Annotated in this window: 27 protein-coding genes; 21 read left to right on the forward strand and 6 right to left on the reverse strand. The window is 33.0% G+C overall.

What is annotated here, in order from left to right; genetic code table 11:
- Positions 1–15: 15 nt before the first annotated feature.
- The 15 genes from purC to lysX all read left to right on the forward strand — a co-directional run bounded on the left by purC (position 16) and on the right by lysX (position 17,120).
- Positions 16–720, forward strand: a complete 705-nt coding sequence (purC, locus tag D1869_RS08360) for a phosphoribosylaminoimidazolesuccinocarboxamide synthase (protein ID WP_156014694.1) — start codon at positions 16–18, stop codon at positions 718–720.
- Position 721: 1 nt separating this feature from the next.
- A complete protein-coding gene (purS, locus tag D1869_RS08365; RefSeq protein ID WP_184650920.1) occupies positions 722–991 on the forward strand; it encodes a phosphoribosylformylglycinamidine synthase subunit PurS in 270 nt (89 codons plus the stop codon).
- Positions 972–1,643 (forward strand): phosphoribosylformylglycinamidine synthase I, encoded by a 672-nt coding sequence (purQ, locus tag D1869_RS08370; protein ID WP_156014696.1) that lies wholly within the window; start codon positions 972–974, stop codon positions 1,641–1,643. Before purS ends, purQ begins: the two co-directional genes overlap by 20 nt.
- Positions 1,640–3,751 carry a phosphoribosylformylglycinamidine synthase subunit PurL gene (gene purL, locus D1869_RS08375; protein ID WP_156014697.1) on the forward strand — a complete coding sequence of 704 codons (2,112 nt, stop codon included), beginning with the start codon at positions 1,640–1,642 and terminating at the stop codon, positions 3,749–3,751. Before purQ ends, purL begins: the two co-directional genes overlap by 4 nt.
- The gene (gene purF, locus D1869_RS08380; RefSeq protein WP_156014698.1) at positions 3,748–5,079 is read left to right on the forward strand and encodes an amidophosphoribosyltransferase; all 1,332 of its coding nucleotides are present in this window, start codon (positions 3,748–3,750) and stop codon (positions 5,077–5,079) included. The genes purL and purF overlap by 4 nt, the downstream gene beginning before the upstream one ends.
- Positions 5,080–6,291, forward strand: a complete 1,212-nt coding sequence (locus D1869_RS08385; protein ID WP_156014699.1) for an amidophosphoribosyltransferase — start codon at positions 5,080–5,082, stop codon at positions 6,289–6,291.
- A 1-nt stretch (position 6,292) separates the two neighbouring features.
- Positions 6,293–7,726 carry a phosphoribosylamine--glycine ligase gene (gene purD, locus D1869_RS08390; protein WP_156014700.1) on the forward strand — a complete coding sequence of 478 codons (1,434 nt, stop codon included), beginning with the start codon at positions 6,293–6,295 and terminating at the stop codon, positions 7,724–7,726.
- Positions 7,720–8,679: a phosphoribosylformylglycinamidine cyclo-ligase gene (gene purM, locus D1869_RS08395; protein WP_010979549.1), complete on the forward strand. Its 960-nt coding sequence runs from the start codon at positions 7,720–7,722 to the stop codon at positions 8,677–8,679. Before purD ends, purM begins: the two co-directional genes overlap by 7 nt.
- Before the next feature lie 56 nt (positions 8,680–8,735).
- Positions 8,736–9,182 (forward strand): hypothetical protein, encoded by a 447-nt coding sequence (locus D1869_RS08400; protein WP_010979550.1) that lies wholly within the window; start codon positions 8,736–8,738, stop codon positions 9,180–9,182.
- Between the two features lie 98 nt (positions 9,183–9,280).
- A complete protein-coding gene (locus D1869_RS08405) occupies positions 9,281–9,427 on the forward strand; it encodes a ribbon-helix-helix domain-containing protein (protein ID WP_156014701.1) in 147 nt (48 codons plus the stop codon).
- Positions 9,428–9,518: 91 nt separating this feature from the next.
- Positions 9,519–10,691: an argininosuccinate synthase gene (locus D1869_RS08410; RefSeq protein WP_156014702.1), complete on the forward strand. Its 1,173-nt coding sequence runs from the start codon at positions 9,519–9,521 to the stop codon at positions 10,689–10,691.
- On the forward strand, positions 10,691–12,031 hold the full coding sequence (argH, locus tag D1869_RS08415; protein WP_156014703.1) for an argininosuccinate lyase: 1,341 nt from the start codon (positions 10,691–10,693) through the stop codon (positions 12,029–12,031). Before D1869_RS08410 ends, argH begins: the two co-directional genes overlap by 1 nt.
- On the forward strand, positions 12,015–13,133 hold the full coding sequence (gene carA / locus D1869_RS08420) for a glutamine-hydrolyzing carbamoyl-phosphate synthase small subunit (protein ID WP_156014704.1): 1,119 nt from the start codon (positions 12,015–12,017) through the stop codon (positions 13,131–13,133). Before argH ends, carA begins: the two co-directional genes overlap by 17 nt.
- Positions 13,126–16,275 (forward strand): carbamoyl-phosphate synthase (glutamine-hydrolyzing) large subunit, encoded by a 3,150-nt coding sequence (gene carB, locus D1869_RS08425; RefSeq protein WP_156014705.1) that lies wholly within the window; start codon positions 13,126–13,128, stop codon positions 16,273–16,275. Before carA ends, carB begins: the two co-directional genes overlap by 8 nt.
- Positions 16,272–17,120: a lysine biosynthesis protein LysX gene (gene lysX / locus D1869_RS08430; protein WP_156014706.1), complete on the forward strand. Its 849-nt coding sequence runs from the start codon at positions 16,272–16,274 to the stop codon at positions 17,118–17,120. Before carB ends, lysX begins: the two co-directional genes overlap by 4 nt.
- Here lysX and D1869_RS08435 read toward each other — a convergent pair.
- Positions 17,108–17,695 carry a translin family protein gene (locus D1869_RS08435; RefSeq protein ID WP_156014707.1) on the reverse strand — a complete coding sequence of 196 codons (588 nt, stop codon included), beginning with the start codon at positions 17,693–17,695 and terminating at the stop codon, positions 17,108–17,110. The two genes, lysX and D1869_RS08435, sit on opposite strands and share 13 nt — an antisense overlap.
- A gap of 100 nt (positions 17,696–17,795) precedes the next feature.
- Here D1869_RS08435 and D1869_RS08440 point away from each other — a divergent pair, with 100 nt between their 5' ends.
- The gene (locus tag D1869_RS08440; RefSeq protein ID WP_156014708.1) at positions 17,796–18,752 is read left to right on the forward strand and encodes a 3-hydroxyacyl-CoA dehydrogenase family protein; all 957 of its coding nucleotides are present in this window, start codon (positions 17,796–17,798) and stop codon (positions 18,750–18,752) included.
- A 4-nt stretch (positions 18,753–18,756) separates the two neighbouring features.
- Here D1869_RS08440 and D1869_RS08445 read toward each other — a convergent pair whose 3' ends face one another.
- Positions 18,757–19,317 (reverse strand): cupin domain-containing protein, encoded by a 561-nt coding sequence (locus D1869_RS08445; protein ID WP_156014709.1) that lies wholly within the window; start codon positions 19,315–19,317, stop codon positions 18,757–18,759.
- 208 nt (positions 19,318–19,525) lie between these two features.
- Positions 19,526–20,080 carry a hypothetical protein gene (locus D1869_RS08450; protein WP_156014710.1) on the reverse strand — a complete coding sequence of 185 codons (555 nt, stop codon included), beginning with the start codon at positions 20,078–20,080 and terminating at the stop codon, positions 19,526–19,528.
- A 50-nt stretch (positions 20,081–20,130) separates the two neighbouring features.
- On the opposite strand from D1869_RS08450, the gene D1869_RS08455 reads away from it, so the two are divergent.
- Together D1869_RS08455 and D1869_RS08460 are read left to right on the forward strand one after the other, a co-directional pair.
- Positions 20,131–20,520 carry a hypothetical protein gene (locus tag D1869_RS08455; protein WP_156014711.1) on the forward strand — a complete coding sequence of 130 codons (390 nt, stop codon included), beginning with the start codon at positions 20,131–20,133 and terminating at the stop codon, positions 20,518–20,520.
- 80 nt (positions 20,521–20,600) lie between these two features.
- Complete coding sequence (locus D1869_RS08460; RefSeq protein ID WP_156014712.1) at positions 20,601–21,089, forward strand: adenosine-specific kinase; 489 nt, start codon at positions 20,601–20,603, stop codon at positions 21,087–21,089.
- On the opposite strand, the gene D1869_RS08465 is transcribed toward D1869_RS08460, so the two are convergent.
- Complete coding sequence (locus tag D1869_RS08465; RefSeq protein ID WP_184650918.1) at positions 21,018–21,458, reverse strand: DUF309 domain-containing protein; 441 nt, start codon at positions 21,456–21,458, stop codon at positions 21,018–21,020. The genes D1869_RS08460 and D1869_RS08465 overlap by 72 nt on opposite strands.
- Before the next feature lie 116 nt (positions 21,459–21,574).
- On the opposite strand from D1869_RS08465, the gene D1869_RS08470 reads away from it, so the two are divergent.
- Positions 21,575–21,925 carry a hypothetical protein gene (locus D1869_RS08470; RefSeq protein ID WP_156014713.1) on the forward strand — a complete coding sequence of 117 codons (351 nt, stop codon included), beginning with the start codon at positions 21,575–21,577 and terminating at the stop codon, positions 21,923–21,925.
- Between the two features lie 29 nt (positions 21,926–21,954).
- A complete protein-coding gene (gene amrS, locus D1869_RS08475; RefSeq protein WP_156014714.1) occupies positions 21,955–23,010 on the forward strand; it encodes an AmmeMemoRadiSam system radical SAM enzyme in 1,056 nt (351 codons plus the stop codon).
- Between the two features lie 16 nt (positions 23,011–23,026).
- Here amrS and D1869_RS08480 read toward each other — a convergent pair whose 3' ends face one another.
- A complete protein-coding gene (locus D1869_RS08480; protein WP_156014715.1) occupies positions 23,027–23,800 on the reverse strand; it encodes an enoyl-CoA hydratase/isomerase family protein in 774 nt (257 codons plus the stop codon).
- A 93-nt stretch (positions 23,801–23,893) separates the two neighbouring features.
- Here D1869_RS08480 and D1869_RS08485 point away from each other — a divergent pair, with 93 nt between their 5' ends.
- On the forward strand, positions 23,894–24,451 hold the full coding sequence (locus tag D1869_RS08485) for a hypothetical protein (protein ID WP_156014716.1): 558 nt from the start codon (positions 23,894–23,896) through the stop codon (positions 24,449–24,451).
- A gap of 44 nt (positions 24,452–24,495) precedes the next feature.
- Here the strand turns inward: D1869_RS08485 and cyoE are convergent, their stop codons facing one another.
- Positions 24,496–25,371 (reverse strand): heme o synthase, encoded by an 876-nt coding sequence (gene cyoE, locus D1869_RS08490; protein ID WP_052846973.1) that lies wholly within the window; start codon positions 25,369–25,371, stop codon positions 24,496–24,498.
- Positions 25,372–25,390: the final 19 nt, after the last annotated feature.

Here is a 25,390-nt window from a genome sequence, read left to right on the forward strand (position 1 = left end):
ATGTAAAGTTGTCATATGGAATTTCTAAAGCTTAGTGAAGGGAAAACGAAAGAAGTTTATGCATATGACGATTCCCGTGTTCTTTTGAAATTCAAAGATTCTATAACTGCGGGTGATGGTGCAAGGAAAGATATACTCGAAGGAAAAGGAATATTAAATGCACAAACTTCAGCCTTTTTATTTAGACTATTAGAATCAAAAGGAATAGAGACACACTATATTGGAATGTTTGACGAAAGAACAATGATAGCTAAAAAACTAAAAATGATACCGGTTGAAGTTGTTTTAAGGAATATTGCTACTGGCAGTATAGTAAAGAGATTACCCATAAAAGAGGGTGAAGTTTTTGAGCCTCCAATTATAGAGTTTTTCCTTAAAGATGACGAAAGACATGATCCAATGCTAAATTACTATCACATGGAATACCTGAAATTAATGGCAAGAAAAGAAGCAGAAAAAATAGAAGAGATTATGCTTAAGGTTAATGAGATTTTGTATCCATTTTTTAAAAGTAAAAAGCTTCTCCTCTATGATTTTAAACTTGAATTTGGTAGATTGGATGGCAAGTTAATCATAGGTGATGAACTCACATTAGACTCTATGAGGATTAGAGAGGAAGGTTCTGGTAGAATACTAGATAAAGATTTGTATAGGAAAGGAGCTGATTTAGAAACCGTCAAGAAGGCTTACGAAGAGTTCTTCAAAAGGATAAGTGAGTAAAATGCTTTACCGCGTAGAACTGATAATAACTAACAAAGAAGGAATAAGAGATCCAGAAGGAGAAACAATTCAGCGTTATGTTGTTAGTAGATTTAGTGATAAAATTACAGAAACTAGAGCGGGAAAATACTTGGTATTTAGAGTTAATTCTAGTAGCCAGCAAGAGGCTACGGAATTAGTTAAAAAGTTAGCCGACGAAATGAGACTCTACAACCCAATAGTCCATAAAATTGAAATTAGGGCGAACAAGATTGAAGACAGCAGTAATTAAATTCCCTGGTACAACATGTGAGATCGACGTTTACAAGGCTCTGTTAGAGGCTGGAGTAGAAGCTGAAATTGTAAAATATAAGGATTTTGATCCCGATAAGTATAGTGCAGTTATTTTGCCAGGAGGTTTTAGTTTTGGTGATTATCTTAGAGCTGGTAGTATTGCCGCTAGTACGGAAACAATTAAGAAAGTTAAAGAAATGGCGGATGAAGGTAAAATTGTAATCGGAATATGTAACGGATTTCAAATATTGGTTGAAAGTGGTCTCCTAGAAGGTGCTCTTTTGCCTAACTTAAATTTGCGTTTTATCAGTAAGTGGGTTTACTTGAGAGTTGTTAGATTTGATACAGCTGTAACTCGTGGATTAAATAAGACTATTCTAAAAATGCCTATAGCACATGCAGAAGGGAGATTTTATTTAGATAATGTAGAGAAAGCAAAGAAATATGCTGTTATGCTATATTCTGACGAAAATGGAAATGTGAACAATATGGTAAATCCTAATGGTTCAATTCTCAATATAGCTTCAATTGCTAATGAAGAAGGAAATGTCATAGGCATGATGCCACATCCAGAGAGGGCATCTTTCAAATTAACCTCTATAACGGGTGAAACTGATGGGTTATTATTATTTAAGGGGTTAAGAAAATGAAAATAACACTTTCTTCGTACGAAATGGAACTAATAAGAAAGAAGCTTGCAAGAGAACCTAATGAGGCTGAATGGCTAACTATAGATGCATTATGGAGTGAACATTGCTCTTATAAGTCGTCTAAAGTTTTCTTAAGAAGTTTTCCTAGTGAGGGAGAAAAGGTAGTAATGGGTATTGAAGATTGGCAAGATGCTGGAGCATTAGATGTTGGAGATGGGTGGGCAATTGTATTAAAACTTGAAAGCCATAATCACCCTTCAGCTATTGATCCATTTAATGGTGCAGCTACTGGAGTTGGAGGTATAATTAGGGATATAATAAGTAAAGGAGCGAAGCCAATTGCCTTATTAGATATGATTAGGGTTGGTAATTTATCTAATCCAAGAAATAAATGGTTGCTAAAGAATATAATTGCTGGAATTGGATTTTATGGGAATAGTATTGGTGTACCAGTAGTTGGTGGAGAATTAGATTTTGATGATTCATATAATGATAATCCTTTAGTGGATGTTGCTGGTGTAGGTATAGTAAGAAAAGATAAGATTGTACCAAGTGTTGTTAAGGAGCCTGGGTTAAAGATAGTCATAGTTGGCTTAACTGGTTTAGATGGTTTAGGGGGAGCTTCTTTTGCTTCAAGAAAATTAAGCGGAGAGGATGAAATAGGTGCTGTACAAATTGCCGACCCATTTGCTGGGAAAATAGTTTTGGACGTTACTCTTGAAATTGCTGATAAAGTAGAGGCTATTAAGGACCTAGGCGGTGGTGGATTAGTAGTTGGAGTTACTGAAATGGCTAATGGGTTAGGGGCAATAGTTAATTTAGATAAGGTTCCCTTAAGGGTTAAAGACCTTAAACCAGAAGAGATTTTGGTATCAGAAACCCAAGAGAGAATGCTTTTTGCTGTTAAAGAAGAAAATGTTAATGAAGTTTGTAAAGCATTTGAATATTACGATTATCCTTGTGCTGTAATAGGTGAATTCGTAAAAGAATCATACATTAAGTTTCTTTATGGAGGTAAAGAGATTGTTTCCTTACCATCAGATTTACTTTTATCTCCACCAAGATTTATATGGGAAATTAAAAAGCCTAAACTAATTAAAAGTGATAAAAAACCTGAAGTTGGGTTAGAAGAAAGTATTAGAGCAATACTCTCTAGAATAATAAGTAAAGAATGGGCTTACTCACAATTTGACTATGAAGTAGGTACTTCTACTGTTTTAAAGCCTGGAGAAGCCGATTCTGCTTTAATATCACTTCCGAATGGTAAGCTTTTAGCATTAAAGGGTGATGCTAATCCAGACTTATGTGCTGAAGATTCTTATGAATGTGGTAAATCTATTGTTGCTGAAGCATATCGTAACTTAGCATCTGTCGGTGCAATTGGTATAGGAGTAGTTGATCATCTTCAATTTGGTGATCCTAAAAAACCAGAAGTTTACTATTCGTTTGTAGAAGCTATTAGAGGTATAGCTGAAGCATCAAAGTTCTTTTCTACTCCAATAGTTGGCGGAAAAGTATCATTTTATAATGAAAATAAAGAAGGTAAGGCAATTAAACCCACTCCTTTGATAGTCATGGCAGGCTTAATTAAGGATAAATTCTTACGTAATAAGGTCGTTGAAGATAGTTATATTACTTTAATAGGTTTTACAAGGGACGAGATGAGGGGGTCTTTATTTGGTAAAATATTTGGAAATTATGGCGAGGTTCCAAAAGCGAGGTTAAATGAAGACTATTTAGCGAGTCAGTTAGTTGTAGATTTAATAAACGACGAGAAAATATTCTTTGCTAAGGACATTAATAAAGGAGGTCTAATTGCCTCGTTATTTTCAATAATAGTTAAGGGTATGGGTGTAGAGATTAAAACGTCTTCAATTCCTTCGGATGCTGATGATTGGATTCCTAAACTTTATTCTGAAAATGGTGGTAGGTTTATTGTATTAACTAACGATCCAGAGTACATAATACGTAAGTCCAAAGGAATTCATATATCAGTAATTGGAAAGATAACTAAGGACCAAGGTATAATAAAAATTGATAATAAAGAGATTAATGTAAATAAAGAGATTGATAATTATTATAACTACTTATATGAGGTGATGTCATGAAGGTTAAAGAACACTGCGGTATTGTTGGAGTTTATGCTGATAATTCTCCAATGATTTCTTACGAATCCCTAAAGTTATTACAACATAGGGGACAAGAATCAGCAGGAATTACTTACAGAAAAGATGGGAGTTTAGTTACCATGAAAGGCCTGGGTTTAGTTGAAGAGGCATTAGATCCTAGGCTTCTTCCTAATGCAAAACTATCAATAGGTCATGTTAGATATTCAACTACCGGTAAAGGTTCACTTGACGAGGCTCAACCTTTAAGTAACGGTAAAATTGCTATTGCATTTAATGGTACAATAACTAATTATTTTAAGTTCGGAACTTCTACTGATACCGAATTTATTCTTAAGGTTCTCTCGGAGGCGCCTAATATTAAAGAAGGAATTAGAAGGTTAGTTGACTTAGCTGACGGTGCATACTCACTCGTAGTTTTAACTAATGACGGAGAACTTATCGGCTTTAGAGATCCTAAAGGATTTCGTCCTCTAGTCTTAGGTAAAATTAATAACGGTTATATAATTGCTTCAGAAGATTCCGTAATCAGACAATTAGGAGGTAAGCCTTTAAGAGATGTAAAACCCGGAGAAATGATATACATTAAAGATGGTGAAATTGAAAGCGAAGTTATTTCTAGGGATCGTGTAAGTTTTTGCTCATTTGAGTACATATATTTTGCCAGGCCCGATTCTATAATTGATGGTGTGTCTGTTTATAACTCTAGGATAAAGCTAGGAGAAATTTTAGCTGAAAATCACGGAGTTGATGCAGATGTAGTTATACCAGTTCCAGAATCCTCAATTCCGATTGCAATAGGATTCTCTAGGAAATCAAAGATTCCTATGGAATACGGTTTGATTAGAACACTTGTAGCAAAGAGGTCTTTTATTATGCCTACACAAGATAAAAGAAATGCTGTACTAGAAGAGAAATTTGGTATAGTCAAAAGTGTAGTAGAAAATAAGAAAGTTATTGTCATTGATGACTCAATCGTTAGAGGAAATACTATGAGAAAAATTGTAAGAATGATAAGGGATAATGGTGCTAAGGAAGTTCATGTAAGAATAGGCTCTCCAAAAGTAAAATATCCTTGTTATATGGGTATAGATTTTCCATTATCTAAAGAACTAATAGCTAGTGAGAAAGATGAAAAAGAAATAGCTAAGTATATTGGTGCTGATTCAGTTGAGTTCTTAACAGTTGAAGAAATGATTAAAGCCATAGGAAGACCTGATTTATGTCATGCATGTTTTTCTGGAGTTTATCCCCTTAAATTTTCATATAACTTGCAAGTATTAGAATCTATATTTAAAAAGGTGAGTTAAATGGCTGGAATAATAGGTGTATATGCATTTGATAAAATTTGGAATATAAGTAAATTTTTATATTATGGTCTAATAGGATTACAGAATAGGGGATATAGTTACTCAGGAATGTCGATACTTAAAGAAAACTTCCAATTAATAACTAACGAAGGTGCACCAGAAGATATTGAGTTACCGCAGAATATAGAAGGATGGGCAGGGATAGGTTATACTGGAACTAAAATAGGATATCCAATAATAACAGATTTTGGCACTTTAGTAGTAGATGGAATTATTAAGGGAGATTTAAATGAAATCGCAAAAGGATTATATAAAGATCCAGAGAATACTTTAAAAGAAATTAATGGTGTTTTCTCATTAATATTCTTAACAAAAGATGGAAAAATGATGGGTTATAGAGATTCATATGGAATAAAACCTCTAGAAATAGGAGGTTTTGGTTTTGATTTAGCTATTCTATCATCAGAGACTTCGGGAATTACGGTTATAGGTGGAGAATTCAGAAGAGAAATTAAACCTGGTGAAGCGGTATTTATTGACACTTATGAAATTTCTTACAGCCAAATAAATGAGAATAGACATAATTACTGCGCGATTGATTTAGTTTATCAATCAAGAATAGACAGTTTTGTATTTAGTAAAAATATTTATGAAGTAAGAGTGAAGATTGGAGAACAGCTAGCTGAAGAAAAGAAAATTGATGCTGATGTTGTGATTGGCGTTCCAGATACTGCTATACCTTTTGCAATAGGCTATTCTAAGAAGTCTGGTATACCTTATGATTTAGGTTTTACCAGAACTGGAAGTCCAATTAGAACAATGCTGGCTTCAGATGATTTCTTAAAGATCATAGGAGTTCAACTAAAATTAAATCCTATTAAATACGTAGTCAAAGGCAAAAGAGTAATCTTAATCGACGATTCTATGGTCACTGGCAGAACTTTGAAAAATACAGTTTTTGCTTTAAGAAGTTTAGGTGCTAAGGAGGTTCACGTTTTAATTGGCAGTCCTAAGTTAATATCAAAATGTCCTTATGGTATGGAAGTTCCAGAGGAAAAAGATTTAATTGCTGCTAATCTCTCAGAAGAAGAAATAGCTAAGGTTATTGGTGCTGATTCCATTTACTGGTTAAGTCTTGAAGGTCTTTATAAAGTTCTAGGTAAGAGCATATGTGTTGGTTGTATGACTAGAAACTATCCTAAGGTGATATAAGATGAAAGTTTTGTTAATCGGAGATGGAGCAAGAGAAAACGCTCTAGCAGAAGCATTAGCTAACTCTCCTAAAGGTTATAAGATTTATGCAATTTCTTCATACATAAATCCTGGAATAAAAGAAGCTGTAGATAAAACTAATGGAAAATATTTTAAAGGTAATATTAACTCTGCTGAATTTGTTAAAGAGATAGTAAAAGAGGTAAATCCAGATTTTGGTGTTATAGGCCCTGAAGATCCATTATTCCATGGTGTTGCAAACGTCTTCAGAGAAGAAGGCATTCCAGTAGTTGGTCCTGATAAAGAATGTGCGATGATAGAGAAATCTAAAGTCTGGATGAGAGAACTAATGTGGAAATATAACATTCCCGGTAGGTTAAGGTTTAAGGCCTTTGAAGATCTAAGAGATGCTATTAATTTTATACTAGAATATGGTGGCTCTATCGCTGTAAAACCATCAGAGCAAGTTGGAGGGAAAGGAGTTAAAGTGATTGCTGATTTGCAAGCCTACCTTTCCAACGAGAAAAGAAATGCACTAACAAAGGGAATCAATGGAATTGCTAGTTATGTTAATGATAAGGTAAAGATTATAATTGAGGAGAAGGTAGACGGACCAGAATATACATTACATGTTCTAACTGATGGTTATACGCAAATACCTATGCCTCTAGCACAAGATTATAAGCATGCATATGAAGACGGAATTGGTCCAGAGACTGGTGGAATGGGTTCTATATCCGGTCCCAAAGAAGGTTTGCCGTTTATTAATAAAGAAGAATATGAGAAATCATTTGAGATTGTAAAGCTTACTGCTGAAGCTATTAAAAAAGAAACTGGAAAGGATTATGTAGGGATTCTCTCTGGGCAAATGATGCTTACTGGTATTTGGGGACCTACGATAATTGAATATTATTCTAGGTTTGGAGATCCAGAAGCTTCTGCTATAATACCGAGAATAGAGAGTGATTTTGGTGAAGTTCTAGAACTATTAGCGACTAGAAGATTAAGTAAAGCCAAAATAAAGGTTAATCCAACGCCATCAGTAGTTAGAGCTATAGCACCTTTAGGATATCCCTTAAATAAGACTATGGCATCGAATCATATAATAAACATAGATGTGCAGAAGATAAGAGAGCTAGGTTGTAAAATATACTTTGGTTCAGTCTCTTTTGAAGGAATGCAATTAGTAACTAAAGGTTCAAGAGCATTAGAATTAGTAGTTATTAATGATTTTAAGGAAGCTTCAGATAAATTAGATAAATGCATAAATTATATTTCTTCTGATACAAAATTAATATTCAGGCATGATATTGGAAGAACGATTGAAGATCAAGTTGAAAAAGCTGAGATCGTAAGATACACGTATAAGTCAAGAGAGAAAAAAGGCCTTTTTGGAGTATCAGCAGATTGGTCTCCAAATGGTGGTTTATGGTGAGTGAATATAAAAAGGCTGGAGTTGATTTAAACAAATTAAAGGAGTATCATACTCTAGCTTTAAACACTTTTCAAAATTCTGGAGTATTAAAGATTGGACATTACGCTAATGCAATAAAACTTGATGATAAGTATTTAGCAATGCATGTTGATGGTGTAGGTACAAAGACAATTTTAGCCTTAAAGACTGGAATAATTGAACCTACTGGAATTGATTGTATTGCTATGAATGTTAACGATTTAGTATGTATTGGTGCGAGGCCTTTAGCCGGTGTTGATTATCTGGCTTTAGAAAAGCCAATGGATGATGTTGTTGAGAAAGTAATGAAAGGTTTGAAGCAAGGTGCTGATGAAGCAAACATAGAAATTATTGGCGGTGAGACTGCAATAATGCCCGGAGTAATAACTGGATATGATTTATCTTGCTCAGTAATAGGTATTTCAGATAGGTTGAAGACCGGCGAAGATGTTGCACCTGGCGATGTGATTTTAGGTTTAAAAAGTAATGGTGTTCATTCTAACGGTTACTCTCTCATTAGAAAACTCATAGATGAAGGTAAATTGTCTCTTAATGACTGGGGAGAGGAATTAATGAGACCTACTAGAATATATTCTTCTTCTATAATACCAATTTTAGATAAAATAAAAGCTTTGGCTCATATTACTGGTGGAGCCTTTTCTAAATTAAAGAGAATAACGAACTATAGGATTAATCTAAAAATGCCAGATCCTCCGGAGGTGTTTAAAGCAATTGAGAATGCTGGAGTACCTCATTTTGAAATGTATAAAATTTTCAATATGGGTATAGGTATGATTATATTTGTTTCAAAGGATCTTAAAGATGATATAATTGAATTTTTGAGTAAAAAAGAAACAGTTTATGAATTAGGTTATGTAGAAAAAGGGGAAGGGATAAAAATTACGACCTATAAGAACGAAATTCTCTACATATAGCATTTAATGAAGTCCTTTTAAACTCTGGTGATAATATAGCCTTCTAGTGATTAAATATGAAACAAATGGATACAAAATCTTTGGTAAATTATATAGCATTAAAGATACTAGGTGGTAGCGACTATATATTAGATGCACTAGAAGAATATCTAGTCAAAGGAGAAGGACCGGCATCAGTTGCATATAAGTATCAAATATCAAAGCATCAACTTAGGGGTTATGCTCAAAGGATTATTGAAAAGAGTGGTAGTGAAGCTAGAGCTAGAAAAATTATTCCTATAATTAAGCAAATTGCAAGCGATATTAAACCAATAATTAAGAAAAATGAAAAAGACCTATATGTATGTGAAATATGTAAAGTTACAATTCCAAAGGAAGACACAGAAGAACATGTGAGAAAATATCATAAAGACATTCTTACAACAACAATGAAGACAATGCTTGAAAGGCTCGAAGAATATAAGAAAGAAAAACAAACCGTAATACTTACTTCAGCAAGTTAATGAATTTTTATATGTTTACTCCGTATTTTAAAACTTGTTTATTTTTTCTTCTTAGCTTTTACTCTTATATATAATCTCGGTATTACTATTATGAGAACATGAAGAAGGTTGTTAGCGTAAGACTAAGAGAGGAAATTATTGCAACAATTGATGAATACAGTAAAAAAATGAGTTATCAAAGTAGAACTGATTTTCTTAAAAAAGCCCTAGAATTTTACATGAAGAAAAGATCGGGGAAGAGCTAAAGGACTCCTTTACCATTCTACTTCTCGAGAAACGCCTTTTTTTACTTAACCTCATACTTTTTAAGTAATTTCTTATATCAACAAAGCCGATATGAAAATAGTTCTTGCATACTCTGGTGGATTAGATACTACAGTAGCGATAAGATGGCTAAAGGAAACCTTTAATGCTGATGTTATCACAGTCACAGTAGATGTAGGGCAAAAAGATAACTTTGAAGACATAGAAAAAAGAGCATATATAGCAGGAGCAACAAAGCATTATACTATAGATGCAAAAAAGGAATTTGTTGATAATTTCATTTCTTACGCAATCAAAATGAACGCATTATATGAGGATGTTTATCCATTATCAACAGCCTTAGCAAGACCATTAATAGCACAAAAAGTTGTTGAAATAGCAAAAAAAGAGAAAGCAGACTATATTGCTCACGGTTCAACATCTAAAGGAAATGATCAAGTAAGATTCGACTTAGCAGTTAAAGCATTATATCCAGAGGCTAAAATCATAGCTCCAGCCAGAATATGGAATATGACAAGAGAGAAAGAAATAGAGTTTGCAAAAGCCAGAGGGATTCCTATCAAAACTGAAAGCAGTAAATATAGTATTGACGAGAACTTATGGGGTAGAAGTATTGAAGGTGATGATATTTCTGATCCGTCAAAAGAAGTCCCAGAAGATGCTTTTGAATGGACCAAAAAGAAAAATAATGGTAAAATTATTCTCTCCATTGAATTTGAAAAAGGTATTCCAGTTGCTATAAATAATGAAAAAATGGATTTAGTTAAAATTATTCAAGTGTTAAATGAGGTAGTAGGTTCTTATGGTTTTGGAAGAGTAGAACATTTAGAAAATAGAGTTGTAGGTTTTAAATCTAGAGAAGTTTATGAAGTTCCTGCAGCGTTAGTTTTGATAAATTCACATAAAGACTTAGAAAAGACTGTTTATTCTCCATTAGAGTTTAGATTTAAGAAATATATAGACTCACAATGGACTGATTTAGTTTATCAAGGGCTTTGGTTTGAACCTTTAAGAGAGACTATACAATTGGCCGGTGATAATTTAAATAAATGGGTTACTGGTGAGGTAAAAGTAGAAATAGAAGGTAATGGAATGAGAATATTAGGTAGAGCTTCAAAGTACTCCCCATTTTCTGAAAAAGTTGCTAGTTATAATAAAGGATGGTATCCGACTGATGAAATGGCAAGAGGATTTATTGAGATATACGGTATGCATTCACTGCTGACAAGACAGGTGAGAGAGTAGTGGTATTATACAGAAGATGGGGCACAGAAAAAGATTTTGTGTCTACTTATACTTCCTCCATAGATAGTGACAAGGAAATAGTAGAAGAAGTAAAAGTTGTGATGAAAGCTCATGTTATAGAACTTTATCTATCTGGTTATATAGCAAAAGATACTGCTAAGAGAATTTTGTTAGCAATAAACTCTTTTCATGAATTGAAAGAAGGATATGAAGATATTCATGAGGCTTTAGAAGATCATATAATAAAGACAGTTGGTGAAGAAGGCGGATGGGTAGGATTTGGAAGGAGTAGAAATGATCACGTTGCTACAGCACTAAGACTTAAGATGAGAAAATATCTTGTTGAAATTTTATACGATATTATATCTTTAAGAAAAACCCTCATTGAAAAGAGTAAGACATCTACAGAAATTTTATTTCCTACTTATACTCACTTTCAACCAGCTCAACCATCAACGTTAGCTCATTATTTCTTATATATTGAAGACGAATTAGATACAATCTGGAATTATATTTATTCCTCTTTACTTTTAGTAAATAGATCTCCATTAGGAAGCGGGGCTATTGTAGGGACTAACGTTAAATTAGATAGAAAAAGAGAAGCTGAATTGCTAGGATTTGATGACATTATATATAACACAATATCTGCTACTTCATCAAGATTAGATCTGATTAATGCAGTATCAAATTTGTCATTGCTAATGTTATTTTTTAGCAGAATAGCAGAAGATTTAATTCTTCTTTCCTCCATGTTTATTAATATAGTAAAATTACCTGACTCTCACGTAAGTACCAGTAGTTTAATGCCACAAAAAAGAAATGCAGTCACGTTAGAGATTCTAAGAAGTAAGGCTGGAGAATGCTTTGGCGATCTCTCTTCTCTTTTTAACATTTACAAAGGTTTACCCTCTGGTTATAATTTGGATTTACAAGAAATGAATAAGCATTATTGGGATTGCGTTAAAATTGTTATTTCTTCAATAGAAGTAATAAATTCAATACTAGAAGGTATCGAAGTTCTAAACTTTCAATTAGATGACAAGACTACAGCTACTGATGTTGCAGAAGACTTAGCTATTACCGGAATACCGTACAGAAAAGCTTATATGGAGGTAGCTAACAAAATTAGAGCGGGCACTTTTATATCCGAAATTTCTCCAAAAACTTCTATATATAAGAAGGCTGTTATGGGCTCTCCTAATCCCGAGTTAATAAAGGAAGAGATAAAAATTAAAGAAAATAGAATAGTAGAAGAAGAGAATAAATTGAAAAAATATGAAGAAAAAATAATCGGAAAAATGAATGAATTAAAGGTGATCGAAGATGACCTTATATTGTAAGAGAGGATATAAGGGGTATTTATACCTAGAAGATGGAACATTAATTGAAGGTTGCGGTTTTGGAGCTAAAGGAATTAGAGCTGGAGAAGTAGTTTTCACTACATCAATGAATGGCTATCCAGAGAGCTTAACTGATCCTTCATATAGAGGGCAAATCCTTGTGATAACACATCCACTGGTAGGAAATTACGGAGTCCCAGAAAAGCAAAGAGTAGAAGGAATATTAACTAACTTTGAGTCAGAGCAAATACAAGTTGAGGGTCTTGTAGTAGCTGAGGAAACAGATCCCTTTAAATGGAATTCGTCTAAAAGCCTTCATGAATGGTTACTAAGCGAGGGGGTTCCAGGACTTTCAGACGTTGATACTAGAAGTATCGTTAAAAAAGTAAGAAGTAGAGGAGTCATGATGGGTGTAATAGCATCTGGTTATGAGATAGAAGATCCAAAAAAGTTCCTAGAAAAGAAGTATGATGAGATTGATTTTACACAGTTTACATCACCAAAAGCTCCCATAGTTCATTTAGGTAATACTGGTGAAACAATAGTAGTAGTAGATTGTGGAGTAAAGCATGGTATACTATATCAACTTCATCAAAGAGGATTCACAATTGTAAGAGTACCTTGTAAGTTTAATGCAAGTAAAATAATGGATTATTATCCTAAAGGTGTAGTTTTTGGTAATGGGCCTGGTAATCCAAACTTATTGCAAGAAGTTATAGAGAATTTTAAAGAATTAACAGAATATAAAATCCCAATTCTAGGAATTTGCTTAGGTCATCAAGTAGCAACTTTAGCAATGGGTGGAAAGGTAAATAAAATGAAATTTGGACATAGAGCAATAAACAAACCAGTTATTGATATATCATCAAATAAATGTTATATTACAACGCATAATCATGGTTATGGTATTCTTTCAAAAGAAGATCTACCACCAAATAGTAAGTTGTGGTTTATTAACCCAGATGACGGAACAATTGAAGGTTGGATTCATGAAAAGTTACCAATTATTACTACTCAGTTTCATCCTGAAGCTAGACCCGGTCCTTGGGATGTAACTTGGGTATTTGATAAATTTAAAAAGATGGTGAGTCGTAATGCGTGAGAGTGTAAGAAAAGTATTAGTTATTGGGTCTGGACCAATTAAAATAGCTGAAGCAGCAGAGTTTGATTACTCTGGAAGTCAAGCATTAAAGGCATTAAAAGAAGAGGGAATAGAAACAATATTAGTAAACTCTAACGTAGCAACTGTGCAGACTAGTAGAAAATTCGCTGATAAACTTTATATGATACCAGTAACTTGGTGGGCTGTTGAAAAAGTAATTGAGAGAGAAAGACCAGACGGAATTATGGTAGGATTCGGCGGTCAGACAGCACTGAACGTAGGTGTAGACTTATACAATAAGGGAATACTTCACAAGTACGGTGTTAAAGTTTTAGGTACTCCTATAGAAGGAATTGAGAGAGCATTAAGTAGAGAGAAATTCAGAGAGACAATGATTAATGTGGGTTTACCAGTACCTCCAAGTCTTTCAGCTAGAAGCGAGGAAGAGGCATTAGAAAAGGCAAGGCAAATTGGTTATCCAGTAATGGTTAGAGTCAGTTTTAATCTTGGTGGTAGAGGTTCTATTGTAGCTTGGAATGAAGAAGAGTTAAAGAGAGATATTGGAAGGGCTTTGAGTCAAAGTTATATTCATGAAGTTCTAATAGAGAAATATTTACATCATTGGATAGAATTAGAATACGAGGTAATGAGAGATAAATACGGAAATTCAGCAGTAATTGCATGTATTGAAAATCTTGATCCTATGGGTGTTCACACTGGTGAATCTACTGTAATTTCACCTTGTCAAACATTAGATAATAAAGAATTTCAAGATATGAGATTTATGTCTATGGATGTTGCAAAATCTATTGATCTAGTGGGAGAATGTAATGTACAATTTGCATTAGATCCAAAAGGTTATAATTATTACGTAATCGAGACAAATCCTAGAATGTCAAGATCTAGTGCGTTAGCAAGTAAAGCTACTGGTTACCCATTAGCCTACGTATCAGCAAAGTTAGCATTAGGTTATAGTTTATATGAAGTTTTGAATAAGGTATCTGGAAGCACTTGTGCTTGCTTTGAGCCCAGTTTAGATTACGTTGTAATAAAGATTCCTAGATGGGATTTAGATAAATTTGAAAATGTGGAGGTTAGCTTAGCTTCAGAAATGAAAAGCGTTGGAGAAGTAATGAGTATTGGCAGATCATTTGAGGAGTCGTTGCAAAAAGCTGTGAGAATGTTAGATATTGGCGAGCCAGGAGTTGTAGGAGGAAAGATATATTTCTCCAAAATGACAAAAGAAGACGCTCTTAAAAATCTTAAAACGAGAAGGCCTTATTGGTTCCTTTATGCTGCTAAAGCATTTAAAGAAGGTGCAACTATTGATGAGGTTTATGAAGTCACTGGAATTAATAAATTCTTCCTTAATAAGATAAAAGCATTAGTAGAGTTTTATGAGATGCTAAGAAAGCAAAGAAACATTGATAAGGATACTTTACTTAAGGCTAAGAAATTAGGGTTTAGTGATCTTCAGTTGGCAAAAGCATTAGGAGTGAAGGAAAATGATATTAGAAAACTAAGAGAAAAATGGAATATTGAACCTAAAGTAAAGCAAATAGATACTTTAGCTGGAGAATGGCCAGCTGTTACTAATTATCTCTATTTAACATATAATGGCACAGAAGATGATATTGAATTTTCAGAATCTGGAAATAAGTTATTAATTATAGGGGCTGGTGGATTTAGAATAGGTGTTTCAGTAGAGTTTGACTGGAGTGTAGTGTCACTATTAGATAGTTCATTAAAGTACTTTAATGATGTAGCTATACTTAACTATAATCCAGAAACTGTCTCAACGGATTGGGATATAGCGAGAAAACTCTATTTTGATGAAATTTCAGTTGAAAGAGTATTAGATTTGATTAGGAAAGAGAAATTCACTTATGTAGCTACATTTACTGGAGGTCAAATAGGAAATAATATATCTAAAAAATTAGAAGAAGAAGGAATAAGATTGTTAGGAACTTCTGGTAGAAGTGTAGATACAGCTGAAGATAGAGAGAAGTTCTCTAAATTGCTTGATAAACTAGGAATCAAACAACCCGAATGGATTTCTGCAAGATCATTAGAAGAAGTAAAAGAATTTATCAGTAGAGTGGGATATCCGGTCCTAATAAGACCAAGTTATGTACTAAGTGGTGCAGCTATGAAAATAGTAAATAACGATCTTGAGTTAATGGAATATTTGAAAAGAGCTACAGAAGTATCACCAGAACACCCAGTTGTTATATCAAAATACTTAAACGATGCTATAGAGGCTGAAATTGATGCCGCTGGAGATGGTAAAGGAGTATATGGGGTAGTAATTGAACATGTCGAAGAGGCCGGTGTACATAGTGGAGATGCTACAATGTCGATTCCTTATAGGAAACTATCAGGTAATGTAGTTAATAAAATGAAAGAAAATGTACATATGATAGTTAGAGAATTAGAAATTAAAGGCCCTTTTAATGTGCAGTTTGTAATAAAGAATAATGAACCATATATTATAGAGCTTAATTTGAGAGCTAGTAGATCTATGCCATTTAGTAGCAAAGTGGTTAGTAAAAACATAATTTCGTTAGCACTTGATGGAATATTAAATGGTTTTGGCGTTGATGAGTTCATTGAGTTAAAACCAAAATCATGGGGAGTAAAATCTCCACAATTTTCATGGGCTCAGTTAAAAGGTGCTTATCCATTTTTAGGACCAGAAATGAAGAGTACGGGTGAAGCAGCCTCTTTAGGTACTGATTTTTACGACGCATTATTAAAAAGCTGGTTATCGTCTAGTCCAAATAAAATACCTAATAAAGAAGGAATTGCTCTTGTATATGGTACTACAAATGTTGAATACTTAAAAATTACAGCTAAGAATTTAATTGATTATGGAATGACTGTTTATACTTTATCAGAAGCTAGCATAGGAATTGAAGAGAAAAACATTAATGATATAATAGAACTTATTAAGAACAGAAAAGTTGAAATTGTTGTAACTGATGGATATCTTAAGCATATAGATTATGAGGTGAGGCGTATTGCCGTGGATTATAATATACCCATAATATTAAATGGTAGATTAGGAGCTGAAGTTACAAGAGCTTTTTCTCATCCAAATGTTACATATTACGAAATAAGTGAATATGGTGCAGGAATATGAGAGTGGCCTTAATAGTTGATATTGTAAGACAAGAAGAGAAATTAATAGCAAAAGCACTAGAGGAAAATAAGGTTCAATATGATATAATAAATGTTGCACAAGAACCTCTACCATTTAATAAAGCACTAGGTAGATACGATGTAGCGATAATAAGACCAGTTAGTATGTATAGAGCATTATATTCTTCAGCTGTGCTTGAAGCTGCTGGAGTTCATACCATAAACTCAAGTGATGTAATAAATGTGTGTGGAGATAAGATTTTAACGTACTCTAAATTGTATAGGGAGGGAATTCCAATTCCAGATTCAATAATTGCTCTTTCTGCAGAAGCAGCATTAAAAGCTTATGAGCAAAGGGGATTTCCATTAATAGATAAACCACCAATAGGAAGCTGGGGCAGACTAGTCTCTTTAATTAGGGATGTATTTGAAGGTAAAACAATAATTGAACATAGAGAGTTGATGGGTAATTCTGCTTTAAAAGCTCATATAGTTCAAGAATACATTCAATATAAAGGTAGAGATATAAGATGTATAGCAATAGGAGAAGAGCTATTAGGTTGTTATGCTAGAAATATTCCACCAAATGAATGGAGGGCTAATGTAGCTTTAGGTGGAACTCCTTCAAACATTGAAGTTGATGAGAAATTAAAGGAAACTGTAGTAAAAGCTGTAAGTATTGTTCACGGAGAATTTGTTTCGATAGATATACTAGAGCATCCAAATAAAGGTTATGTAGTTAACGAATTAAATGATGTACCAGAGTTCAAGGGGTTCATGGTAGCAACTAATATAAATGTTGCACAAAAGCTAGTTGAATATATAAAAGAAAACTACTCTAAATGAGCTAAGAATAAATCATGATTTGTTTCTTCTAAAAGTCTTCTGAGATTGTCAATTTTTTGTCTTAATCCTGGAACTACAGCCTTTGGGTACTCTAAAGTCCACAATATTTCATATAACTCTTCCATCATCTTATAAGTATTCTCGGCTTCAATCTTATCGTCTTTTCTAAGTAACTCTAACACTCTTCTTCTCATTTCCCCAATAGCATCTGCAATACCAAGAATATAATAAATCTCTGGAATTCCTAAATCTTCTGCAGTCTTTAGTTTCTCTCCGAAGTACATTGAATAGACTATACTAGCTTCAGAAATTTCTTGGTAAGCTGTACCAACATCACCGTACAATAACTCTGGGTATTCATCTATTATTTTCTTTAATTCTTCTAATTTTTGTAATGCAACCCTATATTTTTCTTCTGCTTCTTTCTTTTTTAATCTATGAGATAAAGATATCGTTTCTCCAGAATATCTAATTACTTCTCTTGCAATAAGTAAGACTTTTTCTCTTTTATCGAATCTTTCTTGTAATTTAGGAGTTATCTTATCTATGTACTCTTTGATTTCCTCAGTAAGCATAGGATAGAATTCGAGTTAACTAATTAAAACTATTCATTGATATAGAGATTCTCATTAGCTGAAAGAAAACTACTTATACTACTTATACTTTTTAAATCTTATGAGACAAATAAAGACGGTATCCGTAATTGGTGCTGGAGTAATTGGTGCTGGTTGGAGTACTCTATTAGCTCTAAAAGGATATGAAAATTGGTTTTATACAGAAAAGAAAGAGACATTAGATAAAGGGCTAGCGAAAATTAAAGGATATCTCAATGTTTTATATGAGTATAAGCTTATCGATAAGGAGCCAGATTACTATATGCAGAGAATCCATCCTACTACTAAGCTTGATGAGGCTATCAGTAATACAGATTTTGTATTGGAGGCTATAGTTGAAGAGTATGGAGCTAAAAAAGCGTTATTTAAACAACTTGATGAAAAGCTTGACAAAGATGTAATATTAGCAAGTAGTACTTCTGGGTTATTAATGACAGAAATACAAAAAGCAATGACTAAATACCCAGAAAGAGGAATTATTGCACATCCATGGAATCCACCACATCTTTTACCCTTAGTGGAAATTGTTCCTGGTGAAAAGACATCTCAAGATACAATTTATGCTACTAAAGATTTTATGGAAAACAAACTAGAAAGAGTTGTAGTAGTTTTAAAGAAAGAAATACCGGGATTTATTGGAAATAGGTTAGCTTTTGCATTATTTAGAGAAGCAGTATATTTAGTTGATGAAGGTATTGCAACAGTTGAGGATATAGATAAAGTTATGACTGCTGCTATTGGCTTAAGATGGGCATTCATGGGTCCATTCCTAACCTATCATTTAGGAGGAGGAGAAGGAGGATTAGAGTATTTCTTCAGTAGAGGGTTTGGATACGGAGCTAATGAATGGATGCATACATTAGCTAAGTACGATAAATTCCCATATACCGGTGTTGTAAAATCCGTGCAACAAATGAAAGAATACGAATTTGTAAAGAGCAAAACATTTCAAGAACTATCTAGATGGAGAGACGAAAAATTAATATCTTTAATAAAATTATTAAGAGGAAAGATTTAATATTTTATTCCTCTTCTTCTTTAAATTCTAAGATTCCTAAATTTTCTAATAACCCAGAATCTGTAACGTCAAATAGTATTGCCTCTTCTGTTTTTGAAACATTAACGTGATAGTGAACCATATTTGCTGGAACTACAAATACGTCTCCTTCTTCCCAATCTAACTTCTTACCCCCAATTACTGAATAGCCTTTTCCTTTAACTACTAGGTATATTGAGGCCATGTTATGTGAATGAGGTTTAGTTTTAGCATTTGGGGATAGATATTGAAAGCCTGGCATCATAGTAGGTGTTAATCCTCTAGATCTTCCAGTACTAGGTGAGTATAACATAACTTTTGCCACTCCTTTTTCGATAGGATTATCTATAGCTAATAACCTCAATAATTCCAAAATTTTATTAAACTTTATTACTTTAGGGCTTACTTGTGGTGGTGGTGTAGTATGTTCCATAAAGGCAACTATTTTAAGATCCTCAGTTTCATTTTCAATTTCCTTTATTATTTCTTTAGCTTTCTCCTTTATTATTTCAGATTGTTTATCAATCCGTTGGAGAGTTTTAGACATATGTATAAATTATATAAGTAATTTAAAAGGGTTGTGGTTAGAATGAAATGTTATGTGATATTTGAAGGAAAAAAATGTGTGGAAATATGTGGTAGAATAATTTGCGATGAAGAAACAGTAAAAAGTTACGGTGAAATGTGCGAGAAATGTGAAAAAGGGGATAAGCAGTCATGTATCAAACTTTATGAAAGATATGGTTGTTGGAGTACTACAGGGTGGTGGTTATAAGGATTGAGAATAAAGATGCTATTATACCAGCTACTACCATAAGAATTATTGTAAATACTTTTTCTTTTATTTCTCCTTCGTAAAAAACTCCTAAAATTGAAAGTGATCCAGCTGATAATATGATAGTCAAAGTGACATTTTTCAATAAAATATATATTAGTAGTGGTATTAATCCTATGAATGGAGAGAGTGTATGAGCGATAGTTGATAGAATAACACTTATTTTGTAACTATAATCATAAACTGTTCCTTTTAGAGATCTCATCATTTGTTTTTCAAGTTCTTTTAATTCTTCCTCTTTTTCCTTAAGCTCTACTACTATTGTATTCCACATTGAGGAAAGAGAAACTCCTACAATACCAGATAAGGTTAACGGAATTAGCTTAGGAATAGGTGTTTTAGCTAATGCTGATGAAACAATTATACTTAGAGATACAAGTAAACCATCAAATGCACCTAAAACAAGATATCTACGAATACTGGATTTATCACTTTTTACAACAATCTTAAATGCGTCTAAAAGTTTCTGTGACACAGTAATACTTTAGATTGAACTTATATATTAGGTTTATTTAAAAAATGTCGATGAATAAAAACATATACCTTGCTTTGGCAATAGTAGTTATAATAATAACAGCTCTTGGTGTTTATGCATTTAGTTCATATAAAACTACGATAGACGTGAAAAATTTAGGAGGAAGTCCGGTAAATGGGGAATACAAACTTGTTGTCAAAATTTTAGTAAATTACGGACCATTTGGAGGTATACATCCTCTAGGCTCAGCTGATGTTTGGATTTATTATAATGGTAAGTATTATAATCAATCACTAACAGACAGCAATGGCGTAGTGACTTTCTATTTACCACCAGGTAATTACACATTGTTTTTTACAGTGTTTCATATAAAGTATAATATAAACTTAGACTCCAATTATGAAGTAACATTAAATTATGCATACCTAAAATCCACATGATGTAAATGGGAGTACATCTGAAAAATGATGAAGTGGTCCTCGTCTGAAAAGTTTTTACCTTGTTTTTCTAAGTATATAGTATGAGTGTAAAAATTGATGTAATAAGGGTTGAAATACCAGAAGGAACTAATGTTATTATTGGGCAATCCCATTTTATAAAAACAGTAGAAGATTTGTATGAAACATTAGCTTCCTCAAGTCCTCATCTAAAATTTGGTATAGCGTTCTGTGAAGCTAGCGGTAAAAGATTAATAAGATGGGATGGAAATGACGAAGAACTAATCAAGTTAGCCCAACAAACAGCATTAAAAATTGGTGCTGGACATACTTTTGTAATTTATATCAAGAATGGATTCCCGATAAATGTCTTAAATAGAATAAAGAATGTAGAAGAAGTTGTGAGAATATTTGCTGCTACAGCGAATCCATTACAAGTTCTCATTGCAGAGACTGATCAAGGTAGGGGAGTAATAGGAGTAGTTGACGGTTATACGCCTCTAGGTATCGAGACAGAAGCTGATATAAAAGAAAGGAAGGAGCTCCTCAGGAAGTTCGGATATAAGAGATAAAGCCCTATCTAAAAGCGAATCAGAAATCTCTTTTTGTCCTTTACAATATTTTATCATTGAAGCCGAAATAAGAATAAGAGCTTGCAAATATTTTTTCTTTTTCTCATCTTTCTCAACTCTCCATTTTTCCTCTAGTATTTCATGCGATTCCCAAAATCTACCATTAAAAAATAATTTCTCGAATGGTAATTTCTCACTTGTAAATAATGGTTTACCTAATATAGAAATTATTCTTTCATCCTCATAAAAATCGATCTCCACATATTTGCAAATTCTTACATCAATAACATTAATACCCATTTGTCGTAATTTATTTTTAATTGTGTAGTCACAACAATCTTTAGGATAGAAGTAGATTACCCTTTTCATTACATAAACATTGTAGGAAGAGATAAAAAATGATTGCAAATTAACAAGGTGCCTTTCCGTAAATTTAAATAAATAAAAATTTTAAGTCCAGAAACTCAAATTATCCTAACTGAATTATGTTTAGGAAATTTTATGAAGAAGGAAAAGAAGTTGACTATGAAATACAACAACCAATAAGTTTAGATGAGATTTGGAAAGTGCTCGACGAAATATTCATGAATCTAAAAGATGTTAACGTTGTTGATGTTTACTATAGAGAAGTTGAAATTGATGAAAAAACCTCATACCCTACAGTAATTGTTGATGTTTATAATAATGACTATACTAATCCTGTTTACTTGATTTATGTTAAAGATTTAGATGAATATTCATGGAAGGAGTTAAAAGAAAAGATTGTTAATAAATACAAAAGCGATAAACTTAACGTATGTGATGAAGATGAAATATATGTTTCATTTTGTTCATAGTTTTTATTTTTGCATTCAGAGTATTTCATATGGGAAAAGAAGCTGTATTATATAAAGTAGAAGGAAATAAAATTAGATGTTTAGCCTGTGCACGAAGGTGCCTAATTGGCGAAGGCCAAGTTGGATTTTGTGGTGTTAGATCCGTTCATAATGGTAAACTTTATTTGGATGTTTACGGCAAAGTTGCTGCGGCACATGTAGATCCAATAGAGAAAAAACCTTTGGTACATTTCTATCCTGGTTCTAAAGTATTCTCCTTTTCCACATTTGGCTGTAATTGGATGTGTATGTACTGTCAAAACTTTGATATAAGTCAAAGAAGAAGAGCTGAAGGTACTGAAGTTACTCCAGAAGAATTGGTAGAAATGGCGATAGCTTATGATGCCGAAGGTATGACTTATACTTATAACGAACCAGCAATATTTGCAGAATTTGCTCATGATACTGGAGTTATAGCCAGGAAGAAAGGCTTATTTAATACTATGGTTACTAATGGATACTGGACTCCAGAATTGGTAGATTATGTTAAGGACTTTCTAGATGCTGCGACTGTTGATTTTAAAGGAAATGGTGAGCCAAAATTTATGAGAAGATACACTGGGGCTTCTGGTCCAGAACCAATTATTGAGACTATAAAAGGGCTTAAGGACGAAGGCATTCATGTAGAAATTACAGATTTAATAATTCCTCAAATTGGTGATAGCTTAGAAGCTGCTAAAAAACTGCTTAAGCAATTATATGATATTCTAGGACCCGATGTTCCTATTCATTTTCTGAGATTTCATCCAGATTATAAGCTGGGTTATCTTCCTTGGACTCCAGTAAAAACTCTTGAAGAACATTATAAAGTAGCTAAGGAGATGGGTTTCAACTACGTTTACATAGGTAATGTCCCCGGACATCCTTATGAGAATACATACTGTCCTAATTGTGGTAGAATGGTTATAAGAAGAGAAGGATTTAGAATCCTTGAGTGGAATCTAACAGAAGATATGAGGTGTAAATACTGTGGTTATAAGTTACCAATAGTTGGTAAACTTTCAAAGCATGCATTTGAAGATAGGTTTGAATCAGTATATATTTAATAAAAAAGAAGAGATACTATTTACCCTTAAACTGAGCCTTTCTTTTCTCTAGGAAAGCACTTACACCTTCTTTCTCATCTTCAGTACTAAAAACAACACCCCATCCTAAGCTTTCCATATTTAAACCGGCTAAAATTGGTAAATCTATTCCTTGATTAACAAGGAGTTTTATTAATGCAATAGAGATTGGTGGTTTTTCAGCTAACTTAAGTGCAAAATTCCTAGTTTCTTGTTCTAGGTTACTTAATGGGACTACTTTGTTAACTAAACCAATTTTTTCAGCCTCCTTAGCTGAAATTCTATCTCCAGTTAACATTAGTTCTAATGCTTTTCCTTTTCCTATTAGCCTAACTAATCTTTGTGTTCCTCCAAAACCCGGATAAATTCCTAAGTTAATTTCTGGTAAGCCTAATTGTGTTTCTTCAGCAGCAATTCGTATATCACAAGCCATTGCTAATTCTAGTCCTCCTCCCAAAGCATAACCGTTTATCATTGCTATTGTAGGTTTATTAATATTTTCTATATAATCCATAAGTTCTCTCCCACTCTTAGCAAATTGCCAAGCAGTATAGCCATTTAACTCTTTAAATTGAGAAATATCAGCACCAGCTGAAAAAGCTTTTCCGTTTCCAGTAATTATAATTACTTTAATGTCAGAGTCGTATAACATTTCGTCTATTCCTTGTCTCAGTTCTTTTATCATTTGTTGATTTATAGCATTTAATCTATCTGGCCTATTTAAATAAATCCACCCTATTGGGGTCTCTTTTTTTACAACAATTGTTTCCATAAGATCTTCATAGAGATTAAGCTTAAAAATAAACATGCTTAAGCTAAAAGTCTTTGAAAAAGGCTTTTAAGATCTTGATCAGTAAAGATAATTATGAAAAAAGACATTATACCACTATTATATTCCGCTATTGCTATTATTCCAATAGGAGGTAGTTCTATTTCTTCATATTTATTATCAGATTATTTACGAGATTTCTCAGAGACTTTAAGATATTTACCCCTAGTGTGGGGTCTCTCCTCTTTATCTTCCATTCTAGTTGCGTTTTATTATTTTAAACAATTTCTTTTCGAAATTTTAGCTATTGTAATAGCTGCTCCGCTTCTTATTTCATATTTAAATTATAAAAAATATGAGAATATAAAAATAGAAGTTAATGAATACTACTTAGAAATTAAATTTGAAGTGCCTATGAAGAGACTATCATTTGATAACCCTTCCGCTTTATTTGAATATGTTTTTGAAAAAGCATTGAAGAAAATAAAGCCCCCTTACTTATTTAAATTAAGAAATTTAGATAATTGTGGAAATTTAAAAGTAATTCCAAGAGAGAACTCAATAATATTAAGGAAAAGATGTGGAGATACAGTGGTTGAAATAATAATATCGAACAATGATAAAGCTGATTTAAAAGTCACAATGCCATATTAATCTTGTTTTTGAACAAATATTACAAAATAATAAAACTTTAAGTATTAAATAAGTTTTACTATAATTAACGTTAGTAAGATTATTGCAAGATAAGGCGAGGATAATTTAAATGATTCCCAAGCTTCATCTGCTGTAGGATTAAGATAAAGTTTAACTGATACATATAGTAGAAATGCGGACACTATTGTACTTACAATCAAATATATTAAACCAGCATATAACCCTATTAGTAAAGCAAATGGTACCATTAATGCATTTGATATAGCAATAGCTTTAGCAGAAGTTCTCTCATCTGTCAATACTGGTAACATAGGAATTTCAGCATTTTTATAATCATCTCTGAACCTTAACGCTAAAGACCAAAAGTGTCCTGGGGTCCACATAAAGATTAAAAAGCCTAATAAAAACGACAATAATGTGAAAGAACCACTACTTGCTGCAAAACCAGCCCATGCTGCCGCACTTCCAGCAAAACCACCAATTACAATATTCCACCAAGTTCTTGGTTTTAGCCAAATTGAATAAATAACTACATATATAAAAGCTCCTAAAGCGATAAATAGGGCTGTGAGAGGATTTGCAAGAAAACCAATAAGTGTACCAACAACTATAAATATTGAACCTATTGCATAAGCCTCTTTTCTTCCTACTTCTCCTTTTACTGTTGGTCTCCAAGAAGTTCTCTTCATTTTCTTATCTTTTTCTATCTCAAGACCTCCATTAATTATCATTCCTCCACCAGATGCAAGACTACCTCCTATAATTACGGCAAGAAAACTCACTATGATAGAAGTAATATTAATAGCTTTAGGTAAACCAAGTACAAATCCTGCAATAGCAGCGAGATCTAAGAGGCTAATAACTCGAGGTTTTGAAAGCTTAATATAGTCAATTAACTTCCTAGATAGACTTATTGCCATAAGTCTCACGTATATTCTC

Origin of the sequence: Sulfurisphaera ohwakuensis (assembly GCF_009729055.1) — an archaeon.
In the GTDB taxonomy this organism is placed as follows: domain Archaea; phylum Thermoproteota; class Thermoprotei_A; order Sulfolobales; family Sulfolobaceae; genus Sulfurisphaera; species Sulfurisphaera ohwakuensis.

Excerpts from the sequence above, each read along its gene's own strand:
- purC (WP_156014694.1), top strand. The coding sequence starts at position 16 with ATGGAATTTCTAAAGCTTAGTGAAGGGAAAACGAAAGAAGTTTATGCA.
- purS (WP_184650920.1), top strand. The coding sequence starts at position 722 with ATGCTTTACCGCGTAGAACTGATAATAACTAACAAAGAAGGAATAAGA.
- purL (WP_156014697.1), top strand. The coding sequence starts at position 1,640 with ATGAAAATAACACTTTCTTCGTACGAAATGGAACTAATAAGAAAGAAG.
- purF (WP_156014698.1), top strand. The coding sequence starts at position 3,748 with ATGAAGGTTAAAGAACACTGCGGTATTGTTGGAGTTTATGCTGATAAT.
- D1869_RS08385 (WP_156014699.1), top strand. The coding sequence starts at position 5,080 with ATGGCTGGAATAATAGGTGTATATGCATTTGATAAAATTTGGAATATA.
- purD (WP_156014700.1), top strand. The coding sequence starts at position 6,293 with ATGAAAGTTTTGTTAATCGGAGATGGAGCAAGAGAAAACGCTCTAGCA.
- purM (WP_010979549.1), top strand. The coding sequence starts at position 7,720 with ATGGTGAGTGAATATAAAAAGGCTGGAGTTGATTTAAACAAATTAAAG.
- D1869_RS08400 (WP_010979550.1), top strand. The coding sequence starts at position 8,736 with ATGAAACAAATGGATACAAAATCTTTGGTAAATTATATAGCATTAAAG.
- D1869_RS08405 (WP_156014701.1), top strand. The coding sequence starts at position 9,281 with ATGAAGAAGGTTGTTAGCGTAAGACTAAGAGAGGAAATTATTGCAACA.
- D1869_RS08410 (WP_156014702.1), top strand. The coding sequence starts at position 9,519 with ATGAAAATAGTTCTTGCATACTCTGGTGGATTAGATACTACAGTAGCG.
- carA (WP_156014704.1), top strand. The coding sequence starts at position 12,015 with ATGACCTTATATTGTAAGAGAGGATATAAGGGGTATTTATACCTAGAA.
- carB (WP_156014705.1), top strand. The coding sequence starts at position 13,126 with ATGCGTGAGAGTGTAAGAAAAGTATTAGTTATTGGGTCTGGACCAATT.
- lysX (WP_156014706.1), top strand. The coding sequence starts at position 16,272 with ATGAGAGTGGCCTTAATAGTTGATATTGTAAGACAAGAAGAGAAATTA.
- D1869_RS08435 (WP_156014707.1), bottom strand. The coding sequence starts at position 17,695 with ATGCTTACTGAGGAAATCAAAGAGTACATAGATAAGATAACTCCTAAA.
- D1869_RS08440 (WP_156014708.1), top strand. The coding sequence starts at position 17,796 with ATGAGACAAATAAAGACGGTATCCGTAATTGGTGCTGGAGTAATTGGT.
- D1869_RS08445 (WP_156014709.1), bottom strand. The coding sequence starts at position 19,317 with ATGTCTAAAACTCTCCAACGGATTGATAAACAATCTGAAATAATAAAG.
- D1869_RS08455 (WP_156014711.1), top strand. The coding sequence starts at position 20,131 with ATGAATAAAAACATATACCTTGCTTTGGCAATAGTAGTTATAATAATA.
- D1869_RS08460 (WP_156014712.1), top strand. The coding sequence starts at position 20,601 with ATGAGTGTAAAAATTGATGTAATAAGGGTTGAAATACCAGAAGGAACT.
- D1869_RS08465 (WP_184650918.1), bottom strand. The coding sequence starts at position 21,458 with ATGAAAAGGGTAATCTACTTCTATCCTAAAGATTGTTGTGACTACACA.
- D1869_RS08470 (WP_156014713.1), top strand. The coding sequence starts at position 21,575 with ATGTTTAGGAAATTTTATGAAGAAGGAAAAGAAGTTGACTATGAAATA.
- amrS (WP_156014714.1), top strand. The coding sequence starts at position 21,955 with ATGGGAAAAGAAGCTGTATTATATAAAGTAGAAGGAAATAAAATTAGA.
- D1869_RS08480 (WP_156014715.1), bottom strand. The coding sequence starts at position 23,800 with ATGGAAACAATTGTTGTAAAAAAAGAGACCCCAATAGGGTGGATTTAT.
- D1869_RS08485 (WP_156014716.1), top strand. The coding sequence starts at position 23,894 with ATGAAAAAAGACATTATACCACTATTATATTCCGCTATTGCTATTATT.
- cyoE (WP_052846973.1), bottom strand. The coding sequence starts at position 25,371 with ATGGCAATAAGTCTATCTAGGAAGTTAATTGACTATATTAAGCTTTCA.